The following is a 24,523-nucleotide window of genomic DNA, read 5'->3' as shown; positions in this document are numbered from 1 at the left end:
GCCGTTATGCAAAGCGCCTGCAGACGCCCGCGAAGGCGTGAGAGGGGAGGAATGTGTCATGGAGCAGTTGATTGCTGCCATTCTGACGATGGTGGCCGGCGTTCTGGTTTGCGCAGCCTATTTCTGGAGCACGAATCTCGTTCTCGACTGGATCTTCCCATCCAAGGGCAAGTTCGGTGCCGTCGCCTCGCGCAACCTGCGTATCGCCAACAGCATTCGTCCCTGGCTGTTTCTCGCCCCGGCACTGCTGGCGCTGACGCTCTACCTCGTCTACCCCGTCGTCCAATCGGTCTGGCTGAGCCTTCATGGGCGGGGAGGCCAGAACTTCGTCGGCCTGAGCAACTATTCCTGGATGATCAATGACGGCGAATTCCGCCAGTCGATCTTCAACAATTTCCTCTGGCTTCTCGTCGTGCCGGCGCTTTCGACCTTCTTCGGCCTGATCATTGCGGCACTGACCGACCGCATCTGGTGGGGCAATATCGCCAAGACGCTGATCTTCATGCCGATGGCGATTTCCTTCGTCGGCGCAGCCGTCATCTGGAAATTCATCTATGACTACCGCGCCGCAGGCTCCGAACAGATCGGTCTCCTGAACGCCATCGTCGTCGCGCTTGGCGGCGAGCCGCAGGCCTGGATCACGCTGCCCTTCTGGAACAACTTCTTCCTCATGGTCATCCTCATCTGGATCCAGACCGGCTTTGCCATGGTCATCCTTTCGGCTGCGCTGCGCGGCATTCCGGAGGAGACGATCGAGGCGGCCGTCATCGACGGCGCCAATGGCTGGCAGATCTTCTTCAAAATCATGGTGCCGCAGATCTGGGGCACGATCGCCGTCGTGTGGACGACCATCACCATCCTGGTCCTCAAGGTTTTCGATATCGTGCTCGCGATGACGAACGGGCAATGGCAGAGCCAGGTGCTTGCCAACCTCATGTTCGACTGGATGTTCCGCGGCGGCGGCGACTTCGGCCGGGGCGCGGCAATCGCGGTGGTCATCATGATCTTGGTCGTCCCGATCATGATCTGGAACATTCGCAACGCGACCAGGGAATCCGGGGGGCACTGAAATGAATCCGTCGAGGCGTTCTCCACTCACCTGGGCCGTGCATCTTTCCGTCCTGCTTCTGGTCCTGCTCTGGACCCTGCCGACGGCCGGCCTTTTGATTTCCTCCTTGCGCGACAAGGACCAGCTCGCCGTTTCCGGCTGGTGGACGGCTCTTTCCAGCTCGTCGCGCAACGCCGTCGCCCGCGCGCCCTCGGCCGAGAACCAGGTCGAGCGCGACGGCAAGTTCGTGATTTCCGGGAACCTGCTGGAGAGCCGGGGAGAGGTTTCCGCCTTCGGATTTTCCAGCCGCGAACCCACCAAATTCAAACCCGGCGAAACGGCCGAGCTCAACGACGGCGAAAAGCTGACGGTGCAGGCAGACGGCAGTTTCGAGATCGTTTCGGACCAGCGGATGGAGGGCTCGCGCGGCCAGCGCATATTCTTTACGGCCACCACGCCACCGCGCTTCACGCTCGACAATTATGCCGAGGTCCTGAGTGCTGCGGGCATCGGCAGATCCTTCCTGAATTCGCTGACCGTCGCCGTACCGTCGACCGTCATTCCCATTCTGATCGCGGCCTTCGCCGCCTACGCGCTCGCCTGGATGCCCTTTCCCGGCCGCGCGATCCTGCTCGCAGTGGTCGTCGGTCTTCTCGTCGTGCCGCTGCAGATGTCGCTCATTCCGCTGCTGCAGCTTTATAACGGCGTCGGCGCCTTCTTCGGCGTGTCCGCCAAGACCTATATGGGCATCTGGCTCGCCCATACCGGCTTCGGCCTGCCGCTCGCCATCTATCTCCTGCGCAACTACATGGCCGGCCTGCCGCGCGAGATCATGGAATCGGCGCGCGTCGACGGCGCCAGCGATTTCGATATCTTCGTCAAGATCATTCTGCCCCTGTCGTTTCCGGCGCTTGCCTCCTTTGCCATCTTCCAGTTTCTCTGGACCTGGAACGACCTTCTCGTCGCCATCGTCTTCCTCGGCGCGGGGGACGACAAGCTGGTGCTGACCGGGCGTCTGGTCAATCTCCTCGGCTCGCGCGGCGGCAATTGGGAAATTCTCACCGCCTCCGCCTTCATCACCATCGTCGTTCCGCTGATCGTCTTCTTCGCCCTGCAACGCTACCTGGTGCGCGGCCTGCTGGCTGGGTCGGTCAAGGGCGGCTGATCGACTTCAGACAAGGAATCCTGAACAGCATGACAATGAACGAAACGACGAGCTCAATCCTCGAGCCCGACAGGGATTGGTGGCGCGGCGCGGTGATCTATCAGATCTATCCCCGCTCCTTTCAGGACAGCAATGGCGACGGCATCGGAGATCTGCAGGGGATCACTGCCCGTCTGCCCCACATTGCGGGGCTCGGCGCGGACGCGATCTGGATTTCGCCCTTCTTCACGTCGCCGATGCGGGACTTCGGTTACGACGTCTCGAACTATGTCGATGTCGATCCTATCTTCGGGGCGCTCGAAGACTTCGATGCGCTGATCGCCGAGGCCCACCGGCTCGGCCTCCGGGTGATGATCGACCTCGTGCTGTCACATACCTCCGACCAGCATCCCTGGTTCGTCGAAAGCCGCTCCAGCCGCAGCAATGCGAAAGCGGACTGGTATGTCTGGGCGGATTCGAAGCCGGACGGCACGCCGCCCAACAATTGGCTGTCGATTTTCGGCGGTTCCGCCTGGCAGTGGGATCCCACCCGCCTGCAATATTATCTGCACAACTTTCTCACCTCGCAGCCCGACCTCAATCTGCATAACGCCGAGGTTCAGGAGGCCCTGCTTGCCGTCGAGCGCTTCTGGCTGGAGCGGGGCGTCGACGGTTTCCGGCTGGACACCATCAACTTCTATTTCCATGACCGCGAACTGCGCGACAACCCCGCGCTCGTTCCCGAGCGCCGGAACGCCTCGACTGCGCCGGCGGTCAATCCCTATAACTATCAGGAGCATATCTACGACAAGAACCGGCCGGAGAACCTGGAGTTCCTGAAGCGCTTCCGGGCGGTGATGGACGAGTTCCCGGCGATCGCCGCCGTCGGCGAGGTCGGCGACAGCCAGCGCGGCCTCGAAATCGCAGGCGAATACACGTCGGGCGGCGACAAGGTGCACATGTGCTACGCCTTCGAGTTTTTGGCGCCCGATCGGCTGACGCCGCAGCGCGTGGCCGAGGTTCTGCGCGACTTCCAGAGGGCCGCCCCCGAAGGCTGGGCCTGCTGGGCCTTCTCGAACCATGATGTGGTCCGCCACGTCAGCCGCTGGGCCGATGGCGTTACCGATCATCACGCGCATGCGAAGTTGCTCGCCAGCCTGTTGATGTCGCTGCGCGGTACCGTCTGCATCTATCAGGGCGAGGAACTTGCGCTCGCCGAGGCGGAGCTCGCCTATGAGGATCTCCGGGATCCCTATGGGATTCAGTTCTGGCCCGACTTCAAGGGCCGGGACGGCTGCCGCACGCCGATGGTATGGGAGAGCCTGCCCGATGGCGGCTTCAGCAGCGCGAGGCCGTGGCTGCCGATTTCCGAGAGCCACATTCCGCGGGCGGTTGCCGTGCAGGAGGGCGACCCGGCCTCGGTGCTGCATCACTACCGCCGCTTTCTCGCCTTCAGAAAGGCGCATCCGGCCTTGGCCAAGGGCGAGATCGAATTCGTCGAGACCAGGGGCTCCTTGCTCGGCTTCCTGCGCAGCCATGGCAATGAGAGAATCTTTTGCCTGTTCAACATGAGCGACGAAGCTGCGACGAAGGAACTGCCGATGAAGCGGCTGGAGCCGCTCGAGGGCCACGGCTTCGTCACGGGGATACTGGATCACGAGGTCAAGCTGCCGGCCTGGGGCGCGTTTTTCGCGCGCCTGGCCTGAGAACCGAGGGAGGGTGCCATGACAGGCCTGCTGCTGAAAGATATCCGCAAGTCCTACGGGGCCGTCGACGTAATTCACGGCATCGATCTCGACATCAAGGAAGGTGAGTTCGTCGTCTTCGTCGGACCGTCCGGATGCGGAAAGTCCACGCTTCTGCGCATGATCGCCGGGCTCGAGGAAATAACCGGCGGCGACATGTTCATCGACGGCGAGCGGGTCAACGACGTGCCGCCTTCCAAGCGCGGCATCGCCATGGTGTTCCAGTCCTATGCGCTCTATCCGCATATGACCGTTTACGACAACATGGCCTTCGGCATGCGGATCGCCAGGGAACCGAAGGAGGAGATCGACCGCCGTGTGCGTGGAGCCGCGGACATGCTTCAGCTCACCCCATATCTCGACCGGCTTCCGAAGGCGCTTTCCGGCGGCCAGCGGCAGCGCGTGGCGATCGGCCGGGCGATCTGCCGAAATCCCAAGGTCTTCCTTTTCGACGAGCCGCTCTCAAACCTCGACGCCGCGCTGCGGGTGGCGACCCGCATCGAGATCGCCAAGCTCAGCGAGCGGCTATCGGACACCACCATGATCTACGTCACCCATGACCAGGTGGAGGCGATGACGCTGGCCGACCGGATCGTGGTCCTCTCCGCCGGTCACATCGAGCAGGTCGGGGCGCCCCTCGAACTTTACGAGCGGCCGGCAAATCTCTTCGTTGCGCGCTTCATCGGCTCCCCGGCCATGAACGTCATCCCGGCGACGATCACCGCGACCGGCCAACAGACCGCCGTCACGCTCGCGGGCGGAAAATCGGTGACGCTCGACATTCCGACGAATGCCTCCGAAAACGGTAAGACGGCAAGCTTCGGCGTGCGCCCGGAAGACCTGCAGGTGACCGAGACCGACGATTTCCTGTTCGAGGGCACGGTCTCGATCGTCGAGGCGCTGGGCGAGGTGACCTTGCTCTACATCGAAGGACTGGTCGAAAACGAGCCGATCATCGCCAAGATGCCCGGTATCGCCCGCGTCGGCCGCGGCGACAAGGTGCGGTTCACGGCCGACAAGGCGAAGCTGCATCTTTTCGACACCAAGGGACAGAGCTATCGGGCGTAGTTCGGCTGCAGGGCCGGGGGCATTTTCGGCCTGCAGCCCTGAACTCTCTGTTAAATTTCATGGGTTAGCGTCGTCGCAGTGAAATGCGAAAAGGCGAGTTCGATGAGCAGTGCAGCCCCCGTGATCAACCGGCACTTTCTCAACAAGGAAGAGTCATTCATGTACGATCGGGAGGCGAATTTCCCGATGGAGGACACGCGGAACGAGGCGCGGATCGAATTCACCGAAAAGGGTATGCAGAATCTCTCGTCGCGCCGCTGCGAGATCATCAAGCTCTCCAGGAGCAGCGCCCTGATCGGCATTCTGACCCAGTTCCAGCTGCCGCAGAATTTCTATCTGGACATACCGAGCGCCCGCATCCCCCTGATCGGCTGCCTCCTGAGGCGGGTGCATGCCAACAACATCATCGAGGCGCGGTTCCTGCGGCTCCTGAGCGAGCGGGACCTCAACCGGATCTTCGTCTACAGCACCCATCCGAACCATCGGAACCGCACGCTCGACATCTATCGCTGAAAATGATGCGGCCCTCCGGTCGCAAGGGACCGGGGGAACCGCTGCGCGGATGGTCTCGGCAGGTTACTCGGCTGCAAAAAGCCACTCGCGTCGCGCAAACATCAGGCCAACGGCGTAGATCGCGAATGCAAGGAGCGCTGTCGCCGGCGCAGACAGTTCAGAGTAGCCACCGCCCTCGGCGCGTTTCATTGCGTCACAGATTGACCATCCCCTCGCATATTCGCAAGCGAATGTTGTAGGAGCCGTACATCCCCCGGCTCCTCATTCCTGTGCTTGTCAGGAATCCAGTCAGACCAAGTCCTTGGGCTGAAAGAACGCTTCCTGCGCCGCAGACGCGGCGCTGCTGGATCCCTGTGACGAGCACAGGGATGAGGGTCGAGAGGTGCGGTCCCTCGGCGCGTCTCGAAAAGACGTAACTTTTCGTTGCGTGACGGGTTGACCATTCCCTCGCATATTCGCAAGTGAGGGTTGTAGCAACCGCTCATCCCGGTCCCTCATTCCTGTGCTTGTCACAGGAATCCAGCCAGACCAAGTCCTTGGGCTGGAAAGGCTCTTCCGCGCCGCAGACGCGGCGCTGCTGGATCCCTGTGACGAGCACAGGGATGAGGGGAGGAGACGTCGCAGTCCTCCAAAAAGTTTCCTACAGCGCCGCGCGTCTTATAAGACGCGCATCGCCCTGCGTGCCGACAAAACCAACCAGAGCTTCAACGCCATTATCCATCTCGCAGCAGCCGTCATAAACTCGAAATGAATCGCAACAGGCCCTAATGAAACAGCACGCTTCCGCCGCGGTCGGCCGCGCCGGCGATCTGCCTGAACGGAGCGAAGAGCTCGCGGCCCATTCCGAATTCGTTGTCGGAGAGGTCGATATGCGCCGGCACGCGCGTTTTCAGCGCGATGTCCTCGACGAGCACCTCGACCTTGCCGTTGATCGCGTCGATGCGGACGATGTCGCCCTCCTGGATGCGTGCGATCGGGCCGCCTTCCTTCGCTTCCGGGGTCACATGGATCGCTGCCGGAACCTTCCCGGAGGCGCCTGACATGCGCCCGTCTGTAAGGATCGCGACTTTCTGGCCCCGATCCTGCAGGATGCCGAGCACCGTCGTCAGCTTATGCAGTTCCGGCATGCCGTTGGCTTTCGGCCCCTGGAAGCGCACGACGGCTACGAAATCGCCTTCGAGCCTTCCCGCCTTGAAGGCGGCGTTCAGTTCCGCCTGATCGTTGAAGATCTTGGCCGGAGCTTCGATGACGTGGCTCTCCGGCTTGACGGCGGAGATCTTGATGACCGCCTTGCCGATATTTCCGCTCAGCATCTTGAGGCCGCCGGTGTGCTGGAACGGGCGCTCGACGGTCGCGAGCACCTTCGGGTCGGCGCTCGTCTCCGGCGCAGGCTCGCGCTTGACGCTGCCGTTTTCGCCGAGCTTCACGTCGATCGCATAGGCGCTGAGCCCCTGCCCGTAGACGGTACGGACGTCGTCGTGCAGCAAGCCTTTCCTGAGGAGCTGGGCGATCAGGAAGCCCATGCCGCCTGCGGCGTGGAAATGGTTCACGTCGGCCAGCCCGTTCGGATAGACGCGCGCGAGCAGCGGCACGAGATCGGAAAGCTCCGAAATGTCCTGCCAGGTAAGCACGATCCCCGCGGCGCGGGCCATCGCGACGAGATGCATCGTGTGGTTCGTCGAGCCGCCGGTCGCATGCAGGCCGACGACGCCGTTGACGATCGACCGCTCGTCGATCATCTCGCCGGCGGGCGTGAATTCGTTGCCGAGCGCGGTGATCGCAAGCGCCCGCTTCGTTGCTTCCCTGGTCAGCGCGTCGCGAAGCGGCGTGCCGGGATTGATGAAGGAGGCGCCGGGCAGATGGAAGCCCATGATCTCCATCAGCATCTGGTTGGAGTTGGCGGTGCCGTAGAAGGTGCAGGTGCCGGGGCCGTGATAGGATTTGGACTCCGCCTCCAGGAGCTCGTCGCGGCCGACCTTGCCTTCGGCGAAGAGTTGCCGAACCCTGGCCTTCTCGTCGTTCGGCAGGCCCGTGGTCATCGGTCCGGCGGGGATGAAGACCGCGGGCAGATGGCCGAAGGTGAGCGCCGCGATCGCGAGCCCGGGCACGATCTTGTCGCAGACGCCGAGATAGACGGCCGCGTCGAACATGTTGTGCGACAGGCCGATGCCGGCCGCCATGGCGATGACATCGCGCGAGAAGAGCGACAGCTCCATGCCGGGCTGCCCTTGGGTGACGCCGTCGCACATTGCCGGAACGCCGCCGGCGACCTGAGCGACGCCGCCCGCCTCGTGCGCGGCCTCCCGGATCAGTGCCGGATAGGTTTCGAACGGCTGATGCGCCGAAAGCATGTCGTTGTAAGAGGTGATGATGCCGAGGTTGGGGACGCGGTCGCCCGCAAGCGCCACCTTCTCGGCGGGGGAACAGACGGCAAATCCGTGCGCAAGATTGCCGCAGCCGAGAACGGTCCGGTGCGGTCCGTTCGTCGCAGCGCTGCGGACGCGATCGAGGTAGGGCTCGCGGTACGGCTTCGAGCGTTCGACGATGCGGGCGGTAATGGCGGCTATGCGGGAATCGGCGGACATGGACACATCCCTCTTCCGGAGTCTTGCGACTCCTTTCTTCATCGATCATCGGCTTTGAGCGCCACAGCGTGCGGGGAGCGTTGCGGCGCTTTCCGGGTCGCCTCAGGGCGCCCAGTATATCTGCAGCGGCGATGTGGCCCGCCGAAGCACGGCCCGGATGGGCATCTCTGCCTCGTCGCCGGGCGCCTGGGCCTGGGCAAGCACCTCTTTCTTGCCGCTGCCTTCGATATGCAGCACCAGATAGCCGGCATCCTGCAGGCTGGAGAAGGTGAAGGTGAGGCGGGGTTCGCCGGCGCCTTCCGCTTCCATGGTGATCACGCCGCGCGGCGTCGTGGGGTCGAGCGCCTCTTCAAGGCGCGTCCCCCCGGGAAAGAACGAGGCCGTATGCCCGTCCGTTCCCATGCCGAGCACCACGACATCGAAGGGTGCGCCGAGACTTGCCGTCCTGTCGCTCGCGATCGCCGCGGCCGCTTCCGCAGTCTCGGCCGCGTGATAGAGCGGAACGAAACGCGCCTGCGCAGCCCCGTCCTTGAGCAGGTTATCGGCAACCAAGCGATGGTTGGAGCGCTCGTTTTCGGGTGGCACGAAACGCTCGTCGACGAGGGTGACCGTCACTTTCGACCAATCGAGCTCGCGACGCGACAGCGACCGGAAAAAGGCCTTCGGGGTCGAGCCGCCCGATACCGCGAAGCTCGCCGTGCCTCTCGTAGCGATCGCGGCGGCGAGCCTTGCACCGACGTCGTCCGCGAGGGCCTCGGCCAATGCGGACGGATTTTCGAATATGTGCATGTTTGCGCTCATGATCGGCCCTAGATCGCATCGTTCCAAGTACGGCCGTCGCGCTCGATCAGCGCGATCGATTGGCTCGGACCCCAGGTTCCGGCGGTATAGCCTTGCACCTGCTGTCCGGTTGCTTCCCAGGCCTTGAGGATCGGGTCGATCCATTGCCAGGCCGCTTCCACTTCGTCGCGGCGCACGAACAGGGTCTGGTTGTTGCGGATGACGTCCAGCAGCAGGCGTTCATAGGCGTCCGCATTGCGAACCGCAAAGGCCTCGGCGAAGCTCATGTCCAGGGGCACGTTCCTCAGCCGCATGCCGCCCGGTCCGGGATCCTTGATCATCAGCGACTGCTTGACGCCTTCATTCGGCTGCAGGCGGATCATCAGCTGGTTGGCCGAAATGCGGCCGGCGCTCTGATCGAAGATCGAGTGCGGAATCTGCTTGAAGGTGATGACGATCTCCGACATGCGGCCCGCCATGCGCTTTCCGGTACGCAGATAGAAGGGCACGCCTGCCCAGCGCCAATTGCTTATCTCGGCCTTGATCGCGACGAAGGTTTCCGTATTGGAAACGCCTCCTTCGAGCTCTTCGAGATAGCCCTTGACCGGGCCTCCGGACGATGCGCCCGCGCGGTACTGGCCCCGGACCGTCACCTGCTCGACATTGGAGGCGGTGATCGGCTTCAGCGCGCGAAGCACCTTGAGCTTCTCGTCGCGCACGGCCTCCGCGTCCATCGACGTCGGCGCCTCCATGGCGACGAAACAGAGGAGCTGGAGGATGTGGTTCTGCACCATGTCGCGCAGCGCGCCCGCCTTGTCGTAGTAACCTGCGCGATTCTCGAGCCCGACGGCTTCGGAAACGGTGATCTGCACGTGGTCGATGTGGGCGGAATTCCACAATGGCTCGTACAGGGCGTTTGCAAAGCGCAACGCCATCAGATTCTGCACCGTCTCCTTGCCGAGATAGTGGTCGATGCGGAAAATCTGCTCTTCGCGGAAGACCTTGCCGATCGTGTCGTTGAGTTCCGTCGCGGAAGCGAGGTCGCGGCCGATCGGCTTCTCGACGACGATGCGGGTGTTCCTGGTGATGAGCTTGTGATCGCGGATCTTTTCGGAAATGTCGCTGAAGATCGCCGGTCCGACGGCGAGATAGAAGGCACGGGTACGGTCCTTGCCTTCTTCCAGGAGCTTCTTCAGATCGTCCCAGCCCTGCTCGGACTTGGCGTCGACGGAGACGTAGTAGAGACGCGAGGTGAATTTCTCGACTTCCGCCTCGTTGAACTCCCCGGCCTTCAGGTGTTCTTTCAGGGCGTCGCTCGCGAACTTGCGGTATTCGTCATGGGAAAGGCTCGCGCGCGAGGCGCCGATGATCCGCGTCGGCTCCGTGAACTGGCCTTCCATCTGACGGTGGTAGAGTGCCGGCAGCAGCTTGCGCTCGGCAAGATCGCCGGTGCCCCCGAACACCACATAGTCAAACGGTTCGACGGGAATGATCTGGCTGCTCATGGGATGTCTCGATCTCGTTGAGGTCTGGGCTGGTATAATCTAATCGATTTAAAATGGCTAGGGTGCACCGCAACAAAATGGCTGGCCGCACGGCTGCCGACACGCCGTTCCTTATATCATCACCGCCCGGGGAACAGAAATATGCAGCATTTCAAGGACTTTGCGCCCACCGTCTGGAATCTCGGAGGGCCTTCCCTTTAGAACCGGTCGCGCAGTGCGTACCAGCTGAGCGCCAGAAACAGGAGTGCCGAGCGGAACCGCGTTCCGCCGGGGAAGGCCGGTATTTTGAGCTGCTTCAGCAGATCGAGTTCGGTAGATTTGCCGAGCGCGAGCTCGGCATAGAGTTTGCCGCAATAATTGGCGAGCATGACGCCATGGCCGGAGTAACCGCCGATCGTGGTGACGCCCGGCATGACCTCGCGGCAGAAGGGTTGGCGCGGCATGGTGATGCCGACCGAGCCGCCCCAGGCGTGAGTGATCTCCACATCGGCGAGATCCGGGTAGATTTCGCAGATCTGCCGGCGTATGTGCGCCGAAATGTCGCGCGGATTGTCGGCAGTGTAGGCCTCGCGCCCGCCGAAGAGCAGCCGCCCGTCTTTCGATTTTCGGAAATAGCGTACGACGAAGCGCGAATCGTCGACCGATTCGCCCCCCGGCAGAATCCCAGTATGGCCGTGCAGCACCGTCGTCGCGCCGATGAAGGAGCGGATCGGCATGACGTGGCTCGCGGTCACGGGCTCGAGATTGCCGATATAGCCGTTGCAGGCGATCAGCGCCCGGTCGGCCGTGATCGTGCCGCTCGTCGTCTCGATGACGACCGCGCCGCCCTTCTTCTCGATCTTGAGCGCCTTCGTTCCCTCGTAGAGATGGGCGCCGGCGAGCGCCGCCTGTCTGACGAGCCCCACAACCAGCTTCATCGGGTGGATGTGGCCGGTCCCGGTGTCGCGGATACCGAAGTGGTAATGGCTGGAGCCGAGCCGGCTCACGGTTTCCTCGCGATCCATGAAGGAAAGGTGCGGATAGCCGTAGCGCTCGGTCATCGCCTCGACGTGGTTGCGATAGTCCCTTTCGAGGCTTGCCTTGTGGCCGACCGAGAGCTGGCCCGGCATGAATTCGATGTCGATCGCGTGCTCTTCGGCAAATCCCAGGACATAGCGCTTGGCGTTCTCGGCCATATCGAAGAGCCGCTGCGCCCATTCGCGGCCGAGCACCTCCTCCGTTTCGTCGGCCCAGACACGTTGCCCGGTGCCGAACTGCCCGCCATTGCGGCCCGAGGCGCCGTCGCCGAAGCGGCAGGCGTCGATCAGGGTGACGTCCGTCCCGCTCCGGGCGAGATTGCAGGCGGCCTGCAGGCCGGTATAGCCGCCGCCGATAATGGCGACGTCGGCCTTGCGGGAGCCCGGCATGACCGGGAAGGCGGGCCGCTCGGGAGTCGTCGCCTCGTACCAGGAATATCCGGGCGAAATCGGGCTTTGCCAGGTCATGGAAACCTATTCCGGATCAGACATTCAGGAGCAGGAACTCGCGTTCCCACGGGCTGATGACCTGCATGAAGGTTTCGAACTCGCCGCGCTTCACGCCGGCATAGATGGCGATGAACTCGGCGCTGAAGACCTCCGCCAGCGCGGGAGCCGATTCGAGCAGCGAAACCGCCTCGAGCAGCCCTCGCGGCAGTTCGATTTCGCCCTCATTGGCGGTGTGTTCAGTGGGCGGTGTCGCCTGCAGGCCCTCGATGATGCCGAGATAGCCGCAGCCGAGCGAGGCCGCGAGCGCCAGATAGGGGTTGGCATCCGAGCTCGGCAGGCGGTTCTCGATGCGCCGGGCGACCGGATCCGAGACAGGGATGCGGAACGCCGTGGTCCGGTTGTCATAGCCCCAGGCGGTGTTGACCGGCGCGGACATGTCCGGCGTGAGGCGCCGATCAGGAATTCACATAGGGCGCCATCATCGACAACGTCCGAGGCACGTAAAGCTGCATGCCGCCTATGAAGGAAAAGAACGCCTGGGAGGGTGAGCCGTCGGGATTGGAGAAGATATTGCGGCCGGTCTCGATATCGATCACCGATTGGTGGATATGCATGGCGGAGCCGGGCTGGCCCTGCATCGGCTTCGCCATGAACGTCGCATAGATTCCGTGCTTCAGCGCAGCTTCGCGGATGGTCCGCTTGAAAAGGAAGACCTGGTCGGCAAGCTCGATCGGATCGCCGTGCCTGAGGTTGATCTCAAGCTGGGCCGGCCCCTCTTCGTGGATCAGCGTATCGATCTCGAGGCCTTGCTTTTCGGAGAAATGGTAGATGTCGTCGATGAGCTCGTCGAACTCGTTGATGCCGGCAATCGAATAGCCCTGGCCGCCGAGGATCGAGCGGCCGGACCGGCCCTTCGGCGGCCGCAGCGGATAGTCCGGATCGTCGTTCTGGGCGACGAGATAGAATTCGATCTCCGGTGCGACCACCGGTTTCCAGCCCTTCTGCCGGTAGAGCTCGATGACGCGCTTCAGCACGTTGCGCGGCGTATAGCTGATCTGCTCTCCCTGGGAGCCGACGATGTCGCAGATGACCTGGGCTGTCGGGTCGCTTTCCCATGGAACGATGGAAAGGGTGGACAGGTCCGGAACGAGCTTGATGTCGCTGTCGCGGGAATCATAGCGGAATTGCCCGGTCTCTTCCGGATATTCGCCGGAAATCGTGTGCCGGTAGATCGCCGAGGGCAAGGCGAGGGAGGTATTGGACGTGAACTTGGACGTCGGCATCATCTTGCCGCGCGCAACGCCCGCAAGGTCGGGCGTGATGCACTCGATATCTTCGATGCCGCGGATCTTGAGCCAGTCGACCGCTTCGGTCCAGGTCTTCACGCCACGGGCGGCATGCAGGGCGAGGGGTATTTTCGAACTCTTGCTGACCTTTGCTGTCTCTTGGGCAACACTTCTCTTGGAAGACATAAATCACCGGGTTTGGCTTCGGATAGCGCAATCATAGCCGCAGTTCGGCAATTAGCTAGATGCACGCGATTGACTTTCGCCCTGCTCACCGGAAAGGAGGGTACGGAAACAGAAGGGAGCTTCCGTGGCGCAAATGCAGGACGTGGTGATCATCGGGGCGGGCGCCGCCGGCATGATGTGCGCCATCGAGGCGGGCAAGCGCGGGCGCCGGGTGCTCGTCATCGACCACGCCCGGGCGCCCGGCGAGAAGATCCGCATCTCCGGCGGGGGCCGCTGCAATTTCACCAATATCCATGCGTCCCCCAGGAACTTCCTGTCCGGCAACCCGCATTTCTGCAAGTCGGCGCTTGCCCGGTACCGGCCGCAGGATTTCGTCGCTTTGGTCGAGCGCCATGGCATCGACTGGCACGAGAAAACGCTCGGCCAGCTCTTCTGCGATCATTCGGCCAAGGACATCATCCGCATGCTGATGGCGGAGATGAGGGCGGCGGGAGTGCAACTGAGGCTCGAAACCAGCATCGGGGAGGTTGAGAGGACCGCCTCCGGATTCCGTGTGACGACCAGCGCCGGCGCGGTCGACGCCGCCTCGATGGTCGTGGCAAGCGGCGGCAAGTCCATCCCGAAAATGGGAGCGACGGGTCTTGCCTATCGCATCGCGGAGCAGTTCGGCTTGCCAGTTGTCGAAACCCGCCCGGCACTGGTTCCCCTGACACTCGACCAGGCGCAGCTCACCAAGCTCGGCGTGCTTGCCGGCGTCGCGGCCGATGCCGAGGCGCGGTTCGGGAAGGCCGCCTTCCGCGAAGCTGTCCTCATCACCCATCGCGGCTTGAGCGGGCCGGCTATCCTGCAGATTTCATCCTATTGGCGTGAGGGTGAGGAGATCGTCCTCCGGCTGATGCCGGACATCGATATCGCCTCGATCCTCAAGGGAATGCGCCGGACGAACGGCCGCCAGGCAGTCCAGACGGCACTTGCCGACATCCTGCCGCGCCGGCTCGCGCAGTTCTTCGCGGACGAAGCGAAGCTGACGGGGCGCATGCTTGCCGACCTTTCCGACAAGGCGATCGACGCGCTTTCCAGCTCCATCCAGGCCTGGGCGGTGAAGCCGGCGGGATCGGAAGGCTACCGGACGGCCGAGGTCACGCTCGGCGGCGTCGATACGCGTGCGCTCGACTCCCGGACCATGCAGGCAAACGAGATCCCCGGCCTCTACTTCGTCGGCGAGTGTGTCGACGTGACCGGCTGGCTCGGAGGCTACAATTTCCAATGGGCCTGGGCGTCGGGCTTCGTCGCCGGTCAAGACGTGTAACCGTGCGGCAAAATTGGTGATTTGCTTCTTCAGCCATTCTTAAGGGAAATATAACGGAAATTACTGAACCTGTTTATCATGGCGCGACAGCCGCGAAGGCAGCGGAAGTCAACAAGCGGAAACCACATTGTTTCCATTTCGGGGACTTTCTTCAGCCGCAGGATGGATGCACCATGATCTAATGGCAAAGGCAGACCGTCTTTGCCGGCAACTCGTAGTGCTGCAGCGACCTTTGCGCGCCCGAGACGCTCGGTGCTGCAGCGACAAGGACAAGAGGCCATGAACCAGCAACGCCGCCGTCCCCGTGCAATAGCCATAGCCCGCGCAGAGAAAAGCCGCGGGCAGAACGAATTGACGGCTTACCTCGCGACGCTCGCTCTGTTTGCCGTCACGGCCGTTGCTCTCTTTTCCTGGCTTTGAAGCGTCGCTTCCGACGAGCCCCGTCGATACGCCGGGGGACCGGTATTCCGTCCGCACGGGGCCAATTCCGCTTATGGAATTCTTAATCGTTTGAAACGATTATGGCGAGCAAATGAGCACCGCCAGGTCCTCGCCGCCAAGCCGGCTGCGCGGTCCCGCAATGACTGCTGGCGGGCTGGCGGCGTGCGCCGCATGACTTTCCGAAAAACATCAGCCTGTTTGCGCATCGGGTGGCGCCCGAGCGCCTTTGGTGCGTTCACCTGACGCGCCCCGGAGCGCTTCGAGCCATCGGGGAGGCGAACGCGCGCTGTAGCCAAGGTGTTTTCCATGCTCATCGACAGGATACTTGCCCGCTTCAAGATTCAGACGAAGGTTCTGTTCTTCATCCTGCCCTTCGTCGTCAGCATCTCGGCCGTCGGGATAACCGGACTCTATGCCTCCGGACTGCTGCAGGGCCGCATGGAGATTTCGAACAGCGTCCTCAAGACGCTGAGCGGCTTCAAGGACGTCTATGCCCAGATGAACAGCTTCCTGCAGGGGACGACCGACGAAAGTCGCCGGATGCTCAAGGATGCAATCGTCACGCAGAAGGAAGTCCTGGCCGAAACTGCGGCGCAGGTTGCGGGCGGAAACGGCCAAGACGAGCTGGCTGCCGCCATTGCCGCGACCAGCGACATCGAGACCCGCATCGACGGGCTCTGGACATTGCATGAAGGCGAGCAGAAGCTCCGGGCCGACACGAGATCCGGTCTGGAGCGTCTGGCGGCCGAACAGGCGAAGATCAACGACGAGGCGAACCGGCTGCAATACGCGGTGCGCAAGGACGAGAATGCGGCGAAGACGATGCTGCGCAACGCCGAAAAACTCATGCGCGCCAGCCGCTTCTATGCCGAATTCGCGACCGAGGTGAGCGGGGCGATAACGGTCGAGGAGAAGCTCAAGGTCGCAGAGGGCCACTACCCGGCCATAGGCCGCACGCAACGGGATATCTTCGTGCTTTTGCCGAAGGGCGAGAAATCTCTTGCCGAAACCGTCAATTCTGCTTCCGGGGCGATCGGCGCCCTTATCAAAACGCCGCCCGGCCCCGAAACGCTCGCCGGCCTCTCCAAATATGTCGACCGTTTCCGCACCGCCAGTTTCCGATTGGAGGCAGCTTCGGTCGGCAAGATGCGCGAGGCGACGCAGATATTCAGCGAGCTCGACGGCAAGATCGCGGGCACCGAGTCGGTGCTGACCGCGACACGCAGGCTCTCCACATCGCTTACGGACATCCAGATCGCCGCCGCGGCATTTCTCGGAACGACGAGCGAGGAAAGCCGCAAAAAACTCCTCGACAAGTTCCTTGCAGTCCAGTCCAACCTCACCACTCTGCGCGGCATCGCGAGCGGCATGACCTTCTTCGATCAGGCCGCCGGCGCACTTCTGCCGATCATCGAGGGGATGAAGAAGGATGGCCTTGCGCTGGTCGAGATCTCGGATAAGCGCACTGTGGAATTCGAGGCCGCGGGCGCCGCGATCAACGAGATCTGGAGCGATCTCACCGGTTTTGCCGAGCAGCAGAAGGTCGCCGCCGGCAGCGAACGCGCGGAAGCCAATCAGATCTCCGTTGCGGCGACGATCACCGGCGTCGTGATCGCGCTTCTGGCAGGCATCGCGCTCACGCTCACGCTGAAAAAGCCGATCGGCCAGATCACGGCCGCCATGCGGCGGTTGGCGGACGGCGCGCTCGATACGTCGATCGACGGCGGCACGCGCCGCGACGAGATCGGCGACATGGCGCGTGCTCTCGGCGTCTTCAAGGAAAATGCGCTCTCCAAGGTGCGCATCGAGGCGGAAAGCGCCGAAGAGCGTGCCCGCGCGGAAGCCGAGCGCAGCCGCAACGATGCGGAGAAGCGCGAGCTCGACAGGCAGATCGATCTTGCGGTGAGCGAGCTCGCAGCCGGACTCGGACGCCTGGCCCAGGGAGACCTGTCGCGTCAGATCGAGGTGCCCTTCGCCGGCCGCCTCGAACAGTTGCGGCTGGACTTCAACGGATCGCTCGTCCGCCTTCAGGACACGCTGGCGCAGATTCGCGCCAATGCTCTGGCGATCCAGCAGGGTGGCGCCGACATGCATCGGTCCGCCGACGCGCTGTCGAAACGGACGGAGGCTCAGGCCGCTTCGCTCGAGGAGACGGCCGCGGCCGTCGACCAGATCACCGTGACGGTGCGCTCCTCGGCGGAGCGGGCGCACGAGGCGAACCAGGCCGTGTCTCATACGAAGCGGAGCGCCGACAGTTCGGCAACGGTCGTCACCAGCGCCGTCGCCGCCATGGGACGCATCGAGGCGGCCTCCCGCCAGATCGAGCAGATCATCGAAGTGATCGACGATATCGCCTTCCAGACCAACCTTCTGGCGCTCAATGCCGGTATCGAAGCGGCGCGTGCCGGCGAGGCGGGCAAGGGCTTTGCCGTCGTCGCGCAGGAAGTACGCGAACTGGCGCAGCGCTCGGCCGAGGCGGCGCGAGAGATCAAGGGGCTGATCGACAAATCGACCGAAGAGGTGAGTTCCGGCTCACGTCTCGTCAAGGAAACGGGCGCGGTGCTCGCCTCGATCAGCGCCGAGATCGTGACGATCAGCCAGCATGTCGAGATGATCGCCACCGCCAGCCGCGATCAGGCTGCGGCCCTGAACGAGGTAAACGGTTCCGTCAACCAGATGGACCAGATGACGCAGCAGAACGCCTCGATGGTCGAGGAGGCGACCGGCACCAGCCGGGCGCTCGCCAATCAGGCGGATACGCTGATGATGCTCGTCGAGCAGTTCCGGCTCGAGCCGGCGGCCGCAGCCGACCACAGCTACCGGGCGGCATAGCCGGATTCAAACGCATCGAATGGCGCCGCGCATCCCGCATGCGCGGCGCTTTCATTTGGCGCCGCCGGCGCAGGAAACAGTAAAGCTGCCGCCGCAACCATCGCTTGTCTCCGCCGGTTGCCGCTTGCGGAACACTGCCGCAAGCAGGCGTTTCGCGAAGGGCCGCCGACGGCTCTGCGGTGGGGGTTCGAACCTCTCGTCCCAGGGACGGTTCCTCGAAGCCATATCGAACAGCAGTGCCATTGCCATCATATCCATGGTGATGCTCCTTCATTCTTGGGCATCCCCTTTTTTATGCATCCGGAATTGTTTTACATACAGCCGATTTCCCCATATGTTTTTCAGCTATGAAAAACACCGACTGGGACATATACCGCTGCTTCGTCACGGTGGCGCGTACCGGCGGGTTGACCGGGGCGGCGCAGGCGACGGGGCTCAGCCCCGCGACGGTCGGCCGCCGGATGCTGGAGCTCGAGGAGCGCACCGGCCGCTCGCTCTTCATCCGCAGCCAGACCGGCTACACGCTGACGGGAGACGGCCGCTTTCTCTTCGAACAGCTGCAGGAAATGGAGGCGGCGGCCCGCAAGGTCGAAAGCTGGCAGAAGGAGGGCGAGGGGGCGACCGTTGTCCGCATCGCGGCCGGCACATGGGTCTCCTGGCTGATTGCCGAGAATTTTCCCGCCATCTGCACGGAAAGGGACGCTTTCGGCCTTTCTCTGACGATCGGCGAGGCGCGAGCGAATCTGGCCTATCGCGAAAGCGATATCGGCATCCGCGCCTTCGAACCGGAGGAAAGCTATCTTGCGGCGCGGCCGGTGGGGGAAGTCGCCTATGCCGCCTACCGGCAGAAGAACGCGCCGGGCGGAGTGGAACGCTGGGTCGCAGTCGCCGAAGAGGATGCAATATCGGCCTATCTGAGATGGCCGCACGAGCATGCGCCGGGCCGGATCGTTGCAACCGTCACACGGCCTCGCTCATTGCTGGACCTCGCGCGAGCTGGGGCGGGACGGGCGGTGCTGCCCTGTTTCGTCGGCGATCTCGATCCCTTGCTCGAGCGGGTGGGAGACGAGATCGAGCCGCTCAGACACCGGCAGTGGATCGTCATGAACAACGAGGATCGCTACAGGCGCGACATCCGAACCGTCGTAGACCGGATGACACGTTTCCTGCGCAGCCATACGGACCTTTTTGCCGGCAAGCGCCCGCCGCGCAATTCGGCATGAGATGCCGCTCCTCGTCCTGGCCGATGGAGCCAATGCGAAAAACGCAGCCCCTATCTGCATATAACCGGATAACTGTGCTCTGATTCCTTTGATTTGGCTCGATCTCCGGCAACCTCCGGAATGTCACGCTGCACCTCCCGAGCTCACCACGAAGGACGTGCTCGACAAGCTCAAGTTGAAGCCGGTCGTGCAGTAGGTCTCGTGTCACGCACGGAGGTCGCTTTCCCCTTTCCAATCAAAACTCGTGCCGTGGGCGGTCGCTGTTACTCCAAGGTGGGTCCCGATCGTCGCCGCGATATCCGAGAAGCGCCTGATGCCGATGCAACCGGGACGCAGGGCCGGACCGGCCACGAGGATCGGCGTTCGTTCCCTGGTATGGTCCGTCCCTCGCCACGTCGGATCGTTGCCGTGATCGGCGGTCAAGATGAGCAGGTCGCCTTCGCCGAGTTCGTTCAGGAGGTCGGGGACAAGGGCATCGAACGTTTCGAGAGCATGTGCATAGCCCGCCACGTCCCGGCGATGCCCATATTCACTGTCGAACTCGACGATATTCGAGAAGACCAGGCCTCCCGGCGGCAGCCCTCGGAAGGCCTGTATCGTTGCAAGCACCGTGCCTTCGATCCCATTCGCCTTTCGGGATTCCGAAATCCCACGGCCTGCAAAAATGTCGCTGATCTTTCCGACACCGACCACCGCCCGGCGCGCATGAACAAGCCGGTCGAGCAGCGTTTCATCGAATGGCGGCATGGAAAAGTCTCGACGGTTCGGGCTTCGTATGTAGGCACCTTCCGTCCCGACGAACGGTCGGGCAATGACCCGGCCCACCATCAGCGGATCGACCAAGCGCCGCGTCAATCGGCAGAGATCGTACAGCCGGTCCAGCCCGAAAGTCGCTTCGTGGGCAGCAATCTGAATCACCGAGTCGGCCGAAGTGTAGAATATTGGCTTACCGCTCTCGACATGCTCTGCTCCTAGCTCCTGGATGATCTGCGTGCCTGATGCGTGCCTGTTTCCGATCACGCCGGACAGGCCGAAGCGCCTGGCAATCTCATCGATCAACTCCGGGGGGAACGTAGGCACCCGATCGGGAAAATAGTGAAACTCCCCGTTGACCGGAGTTCCCGCAATCTCCCAATGACCTGATGTCGTGTCCTTGCCTTTCGAGCTCTCGACGCCCACGCCCCATGCTCCGCAAGCCGGCTCGCTCGAGACTTCGCCGCAAGTGGCAAGTTGCATTGCTTTGAACAGCCCTAACCCGGCCAGATTGGGCAGCATAAGCGGGCCCTGACGAATGCCGGCGAGATCGGCTCTGCCATGGCTCGCCTCCTCGACGATGTGGCCGAGCGTGTTGGAGCCTTCGTCGCCGTAACGGTCCGCGTCAGTTGCGCCACCAATACCCAGCGAATCCAGGACGATCAGAACTGCTCTTTGCTGTCCCATTGAGCTCAGCCTCGATTGCCGACGAGAACCTGCCGCGCGAGATGCTCGTCGATGATAAGCTCATTGACGTGTCCGCTCCGCAGTACGCCGAGTGTCGCTTCGGTCTTTGTCTCCCCGCACACGACGGCAATGACCCGGCGGCCCGAAACCTCGATCGGAGAGATCCCGACGGCCTTGTCGCCGAGTTCAAGTTCGGACAATTGTCCATCTATGTTGAAGAAGCGGCCCATCAGATCGCCGACCGCATCCGTGCGCACGAGTTCGTCGTACTCGGCCTCGGTGATGACTTGATTCGCGAACAAATGGTCCTCTCTCCCAAGCGAGCCTATGCCGACGACGAACAGATCCGATGCCCGTGCCTTTTCCATCAGTTGCTGAACGCTCGGCTGGGACAGGAAAACGGATTTTTCTTCGACGCTGCTGGCCAGGTAAGGCACCGGGAGGAAGTATACGTCGCCACGTATCTTCCTGGTGAGCAACTGGATTGGATCCATTCTATTCGCCGCCAGCGAACGCGTCAGAGATCCGGTAATCGACACCGCTTCCAAATTCGGGCGCTCGACACTAGCCATCTCGGCAAAGCTGGCAGCCAGAGTCCGGCCCAATCCGATTCCCACCCGTTTGATCGCCTCGTCTGACAACACCGATGCGAGGTAAGCCGCCGCAATCTTGCTGACTGGCGGAAGAACGTCCTCGAAGCGATGCGATGCGGAAGCATCGACAGGTACGACGATGCAGTTGCCAAGCCCGAACACATCGCTTAGCTCCACTTCAAGTTCGATACACTCGCTTGGCCGCTTATTGATCGAGACGTGAACGATGCGATCCCGCTGAGCCTCGGCGATCAATCGAGCTACGCTGGGTTGGGATATCTTCAGCGTTTTGGCGATTTCCGACTGGCTTCTCCCCCTGATGAAATACAGCCAAGCCGCCTTTACCACGATGTAATGGTGCCAATCTCCAGATGCATCTTTCATCTTATCGGCCTCCCTGACCAGGCCAATATCGGCCGAGGAAGCTCCGGACTACAAACGACGCAGAAAGCCACGGATCAGCTTCTCGAGCTTCGTTGCGCCGATCGGTGCCATGGCTTTCGTGTGCTCGTGGCTGATTTGTTCATAGCCGAGACCCGCAGCCATGTTGGTGACGACCGATACTCCACAGGCCTTCATTCCGAGGAAGCGGGCCAGAATGACCTCAGGGACCGTCGACATGCCGACGGCGTCTGCACCCAGAATCTTCAGAGCGCGGATCTCCGCAGGCGTCTCGAAGTTCGGGCCGGAATACCAGGCATAGACTCCTTCCTTCAGAGTGATGCCTTCCTTCGTCGCGACTTCCATCAATATCGCGCGGGCTGCGCCTGCCCCCATGAGAAACCGGTGACGACGATCGGGTTTTGTCCCTGCTGCGCGAAGCGGCGCAAAGATTGCTCCCGCTGCGCGTCCGATTGCAGCTCGAACTCCCGGTAGGAAATCCCGGTTTCCTCGCGAAACCGTTCGGCCCCTACATAAGAAGCCTCGTTGAACGATTTGTCGTACTTCCCGCCAAGATCAAAAATGACGGCGGGTCTGGCGTCGGCCAACGCCACGGGCGCAGTGCCGAGAATGGTGCCCGTTACTATCAGTGCAATCGTAAGCTTCATGATGTCCTCCAGCCCAGGGTCCCCACCCTTCTCGCATATCTATGCATCACTAGAATGAAAATGCAAGCGATTCCTCAAGATTAAAAAATTTTGATCGAGGATACGTGACGAGAATGGCATGCAATGCGTTCGAAACGCCATGGATAGATTACGTGAAGTTTTCTCAAATATGCCGAAGTTACAGTCAGCAGGAAGTTTATTTCAGGGAAAGCGCGCCTTCACACCAATTTGATTATATAAGGATGCAAGAGTCATATTGACCGCAAGCGGATTATGAATAACTCGGTAGAAAGTAAGGGGACTCTTATGATGAATTTTAATTTGTATATGGAATAATTTGGTAGATACTGCGTGTTCGTCTAGGGGCGCTCCTTGCTGAATGTGATTCAAGGAAGGAGCAATGCTATGAAAAACAATTATAGTTCTGTTGCGACGCTTGATGAAGCAGCCTTGCTGGCGTCCGATCAGACCATGCTCGCTTACTGCCAGGGCACCTTCAGCGTGGGAGGCGTCCTTATCCAATGCGGCACCGGCGAAGTCATTCATGCCCTCCACAACAACGTTGTAGTCGACGGCGTCACGCAGGACCCCACCGCCCACGGAGAACGACAACTCGTGGATTGGTATTTCGAACAGGTAGATGGAGGGGCAACGCTCCCATCGCCCGAGGATCTGATGGTGGTGACCTCTCTCGACCCTTGCTGCATGTGCACCGGTTCACTAGCGAGCGCGGGATTCAAGGCCGTCATATCCGCCAACGATGAGTTCGCTGGGATCAACTATGATCTTTCGGCAACCTTTCCATCTGTGACGGACCCTGAGAGACACTTCAAAACACGTTCTCATATCCGGCCGTCTCCGGCGCAACCTGCTTCGCTCGTGAAGAGTCGGGGGCGCCGCTTCCGGCATTGTTCGATGGTCAGTCCATCGACGAACATACTCAGGCGATCAATCGTGCCCTGTTCGATGCGACACTTACCTCGGTTCAGGAAACGATTTCCGGCGACGAACCTCCAGACCCGGACTTCAACATTGCGACGCTATCGCCGGACAACCCGATCGTCCTCGGCCTCAAATCGATCTATCCGCAAGCACTCGATTACACGCTGGCGGTGCCAGGCACACCAGATTCGGGGTTGATCCCATTTATAGAGGCTGCCCAACAGGAAGACATCGCAAATGGCGGAAATGGTGACGTAGCGGCACTGATCGACGCCTTTGGAAACCTGATACTGTGCCTGCCGGGCCAGCTGGCGTTCTCCCCTATCCTGACGCCGTGGATGCGCGTCACGCGCGAATATCAGCAACTGAAGCACACGATGATAACGACAGGTGTTGCGGATGCTCGAAAATACCTGCTTCACCCAAAATATGGGGTAATCCTGTTTCTTCGATGCCCGAATGACAGCTTCCGTGATCTCGTCGACCTTGGCGCCTATGGCTCCACCATGGAGGCTGAAATTCCCGACATGGGATGGCCCAACTTCCAGTTCATTCAGCCATCTACCATTGCTGACGTTCAGTCCTACTTGGACGGATTGCCGCCGTTCTATAGCACTCTTGTAAAGGTCTCTCTGACACAGGTTACCGATACAAGCCTGTGGGATGCGTTCCCGATCGTGCCCCCGCCTGCCGGCTGAACGCATCCGGCAGACGAGCGTTTTCGACAAGTCCAAGGCCGACGGTCGGTTGCTGAATGAGTCGATGGCCGGCCGTCGACGCCCAGAATGGCCTCCTTATGAAAAGGAGGCCATTCTCACCGTTCTGCGCCCGGCTGGCTCAGATCATCAACATGAGGCACGATGGTTCTTCAGCGGTCGTCGCGATCTCGCAGGCAGAAGGACGATCTTTCGATCGCCCAGCCTCGGCGATGCCGGGCTGCTGCATGTGTCCTTCAAACGTAATCGATCGAAGGAAGAAGACGGCAAAAGCCGAAAGCGTTGCAGCGGCCGTTGCGCGGCCGACAGAACGCGCGGCATTGCAGCACAGCCATCAGTGCCGTCCCTGGGTGACGATGACGGGGATCAGCAGATCGCCCCAGTTGCCGTCGCCGCCGTGATGGCGGGCCGAACGGACCAGTTCGACGGAAACGCCGGCGTCCACGGCCTTCATGACGGCCTGGTTGAGGCGGTGCAGGTCGTTGGCGACCATGCGGATCGCCGCCTGCTGTTCCGGTGTCATGGCCGACGATTGTTCCTCGGCCCGTTCCTTGACGCGTGTCTGTACAGTCATCGGAGTGCTCCTTTGGGCGATGGGTGCGGGGACTTCTTCGACCCGCTTCAGTTTCGAGGTCTGGTTGGGGACGCGCGG

Annotated in this window: 19 protein-coding genes and 3 pseudogenes; 10 read left to right on the top strand and 12 right to left on the bottom strand. The window is 61.9% G+C overall.

What is annotated here, in order from left to right:
- Nucleotides 1–58: 58 nt before the first annotated feature.
- From N0Q91_RS14545 to N0Q91_RS14525, 5 genes are all read left to right on the top strand, one after another.
- On the top strand, nt 59–1,069 hold the full coding sequence (locus N0Q91_RS14545) for a carbohydrate ABC transporter permease (protein WP_003529835.1): 1,011 nt from the start codon (nt 59–61) through the stop codon (nt 1,067–1,069).
- A 1-nt stretch (nt 1,070) separates the two neighbouring features.
- Nucleotides 1,071–2,213 carry a carbohydrate ABC transporter permease gene (locus N0Q91_RS14540; protein WP_275596752.1) on the top strand — a complete coding sequence of 381 codons (1,143 nt, stop codon included), beginning with the start codon at nt 1,071–1,073 and terminating at the stop codon, nt 2,211–2,213.
- 35 nt (nt 2,214–2,248) lie between these two features.
- Complete coding sequence (gene bglA, locus N0Q91_RS14535) at nt 2,249–3,898, top strand: beta-galactosidase BglA (protein ID WP_275598139.1); 1,650 nt, start codon at nt 2,249–2,251, stop codon at nt 3,896–3,898.
- Between the two features lie 18 nt (nt 3,899–3,916).
- Nucleotides 3,917–5,005, top strand: coding sequence for an ABC transporter ATP-binding protein (locus N0Q91_RS14530; RefSeq protein ID WP_275596751.1), 1,089 nt, complete (start codon nt 3,917–3,919; stop codon nt 5,003–5,005).
- Nucleotides 5,006–5,107: 102 nt separating this feature from the next.
- Complete coding sequence (locus N0Q91_RS14525) at nt 5,108–5,518, top strand: hypothetical protein (protein WP_275596750.1); 411 nt, start codon at nt 5,108–5,110, stop codon at nt 5,516–5,518.
- 764 nt (nt 5,519–6,282) lie between these two features.
- Here the strand turns inward: N0Q91_RS14525 and edd are convergent.
- The 5 genes and pseudogenes from edd to N0Q91_RS14500 all read right to left on the bottom strand — a co-directional run bounded on the left by edd (nt 6,283) and on the right by N0Q91_RS14500 (nt 13,326).
- Nucleotides 6,283–8,103, bottom strand: coding sequence for a phosphogluconate dehydratase (edd, locus tag N0Q91_RS14520; protein WP_275596749.1), 1,821 nt, complete (start codon nt 8,101–8,103; stop codon nt 6,283–6,285).
- A 102-nt stretch (nt 8,104–8,205) separates the two neighbouring features.
- Nucleotides 8,206–8,904: a 6-phosphogluconolactonase gene (gene pgl / locus N0Q91_RS14515; RefSeq protein ID WP_275596748.1), complete on the bottom strand. Its 699-nt coding sequence runs from the start codon at nt 8,902–8,904 to the stop codon at nt 8,206–8,208.
- Nucleotides 8,905–8,912: 8 nt separating this feature from the next.
- Nucleotides 8,913–10,388 (bottom strand): glucose-6-phosphate dehydrogenase, encoded by a 1,476-nt coding sequence (gene zwf / locus N0Q91_RS14510; protein ID WP_018094259.1) that lies wholly within the window; start codon nt 10,386–10,388, stop codon nt 8,913–8,915.
- Nucleotides 10,389–10,585: 197 nt separating this feature from the next.
- A complete protein-coding gene (locus tag N0Q91_RS14505; RefSeq protein ID WP_275596747.1) occupies nt 10,586–11,872 on the bottom strand; it encodes an NAD(P)/FAD-dependent oxidoreductase in 1,287 nt (428 codons plus the stop codon).
- Nucleotides 11,873–11,888: 16 nt separating this feature from the next.
- A pseudogene (locus tag N0Q91_RS14500) lies at nt 11,889–13,326 on the bottom strand (glutamine synthetase family protein).
- A 124-nt stretch (nt 13,327–13,450) separates the two neighbouring features.
- Between N0Q91_RS14500 and N0Q91_RS14495 the strand changes: the two are divergent.
- Both N0Q91_RS14495 and N0Q91_RS14490 read left to right on the top strand, forming a co-directional pair.
- Nucleotides 13,451–14,635 carry a BaiN/RdsA family NAD(P)/FAD-dependent oxidoreductase gene (locus N0Q91_RS14495; RefSeq protein WP_275596746.1) on the top strand — a complete coding sequence of 395 codons (1,185 nt, stop codon included), beginning with the start codon at nt 13,451–13,453 and terminating at the stop codon, nt 14,633–14,635.
- Between the two features lie 747 nt (nt 14,636–15,382).
- The gene (locus N0Q91_RS14490; protein WP_275596745.1) at nt 15,383–17,908 is read left to right on the top strand and encodes a methyl-accepting chemotaxis protein; all 2,526 of its coding nucleotides are present in this window, start codon (nt 15,383–15,385) and stop codon (nt 17,906–17,908) included.
- Nucleotides 17,909–17,959: 51 nt separating this feature from the next.
- On the opposite strand, the gene N0Q91_RS14485 is transcribed toward N0Q91_RS14490, so the two are convergent.
- Nucleotides 17,960–18,166 (bottom strand): hypothetical protein, encoded by a 207-nt coding sequence (locus tag N0Q91_RS14485; protein WP_100669521.1) that lies wholly within the window; start codon nt 18,164–18,166, stop codon nt 17,960–17,962.
- A gap of 89 nt (nt 18,167–18,255) precedes the next feature.
- On the opposite strand from N0Q91_RS14485, the gene N0Q91_RS14480 reads away from it, so the two are divergent.
- Nucleotides 18,256–19,131: a LysR family transcriptional regulator gene (locus tag N0Q91_RS14480; RefSeq protein WP_018094264.1), complete on the top strand. Its 876-nt coding sequence runs from the start codon at nt 18,256–18,258 to the stop codon at nt 19,129–19,131.
- Nucleotides 19,132–19,335: 204 nt separating this feature from the next.
- On the opposite strand, the gene N0Q91_RS14475 is transcribed toward N0Q91_RS14480, so the two are convergent.
- The 5 genes and pseudogenes from N0Q91_RS14475 to N0Q91_RS14455 all read right to left on the bottom strand — a co-directional run bounded on the left by N0Q91_RS14475 (nt 19,336) and on the right by N0Q91_RS14455 (nt 22,759).
- On the bottom strand, nt 19,336–20,571 hold the full coding sequence (locus N0Q91_RS14475; RefSeq protein ID WP_275596744.1) for a phosphopentomutase: 1,236 nt from the start codon (nt 20,569–20,571) through the stop codon (nt 19,336–19,338).
- 5 nt (nt 20,572–20,576) lie between these two features.
- Complete coding sequence (locus tag N0Q91_RS14470; RefSeq protein ID WP_275596743.1) at nt 20,577–21,548, bottom strand: sugar-binding transcriptional regulator; 972 nt, start codon at nt 21,546–21,548, stop codon at nt 20,577–20,579.
- A gap of 48 nt (nt 21,549–21,596) precedes the next feature.
- Nucleotides 21,597–21,911 (bottom strand): phosphorylase family protein, encoded by a 315-nt coding sequence (locus N0Q91_RS14465; protein ID WP_410177257.1) that lies wholly within the window; start codon nt 21,909–21,911, stop codon nt 21,597–21,599.
- 17 nt (nt 21,912–21,928) lie between these two features.
- Nucleotides 21,929–22,201, bottom strand: a pseudogene (locus N0Q91_RS14460) (BMP family ABC transporter substrate-binding protein); the annotation flags it as partial.
- 213 nt (nt 22,202–22,414) lie between these two features.
- The gene (locus tag N0Q91_RS14455; protein WP_275596742.1) at nt 22,415–22,759 is read right to left on the bottom strand and encodes a hypothetical protein; all 345 of its coding nucleotides are present in this window, start codon (nt 22,757–22,759) and stop codon (nt 22,415–22,417) included.
- Here N0Q91_RS14455 and N0Q91_RS14450 point away from each other — a divergent pair.
- Together N0Q91_RS14450 and N0Q91_RS14445 are read left to right on the top strand one after the other, a co-directional pair.
- Nucleotides 22,685–22,903: pseudogene (locus tag N0Q91_RS14450) on the top strand (cytidine/deoxycytidylate deaminase family protein); the annotation flags it as partial. The gene N0Q91_RS14455 and the pseudogene N0Q91_RS14450 sit on opposite strands and share 75 nt — an antisense overlap.
- 218 nt (nt 22,904–23,121) lie before the next feature.
- Nucleotides 23,122–23,853 carry a hypothetical protein gene (locus N0Q91_RS14445; RefSeq protein WP_275596741.1) on the top strand — a complete coding sequence of 244 codons (732 nt, stop codon included), beginning with the start codon at nt 23,122–23,124 and terminating at the stop codon, nt 23,851–23,853.
- Between the two features lie 352 nt (nt 23,854–24,205).
- Here N0Q91_RS14445 and N0Q91_RS14440 read toward each other — a convergent pair whose 3' ends face one another.
- Nucleotides 24,206–24,445: an SMc00767 family acetate metabolism repressor gene (locus N0Q91_RS14440; RefSeq protein ID WP_003527087.1), complete on the bottom strand. Its 240-nt coding sequence runs from the start codon at nt 24,443–24,445 to the stop codon at nt 24,206–24,208.
- Between the last annotated feature and the right edge of the window lie 78 nt (nt 24,446–24,523).

This window comes from Sinorhizobium prairiense, assembly GCF_029201645.2.
Lineage (GTDB): Bacteria > Pseudomonadota > Alphaproteobacteria > Rhizobiales > Rhizobiaceae > Sinorhizobium > Sinorhizobium meliloti_A.
The sequence above is the reverse complement of the archived record's forward strand: the minus strand, read 5'-3'. Positions and strand labels throughout refer to the sequence as shown.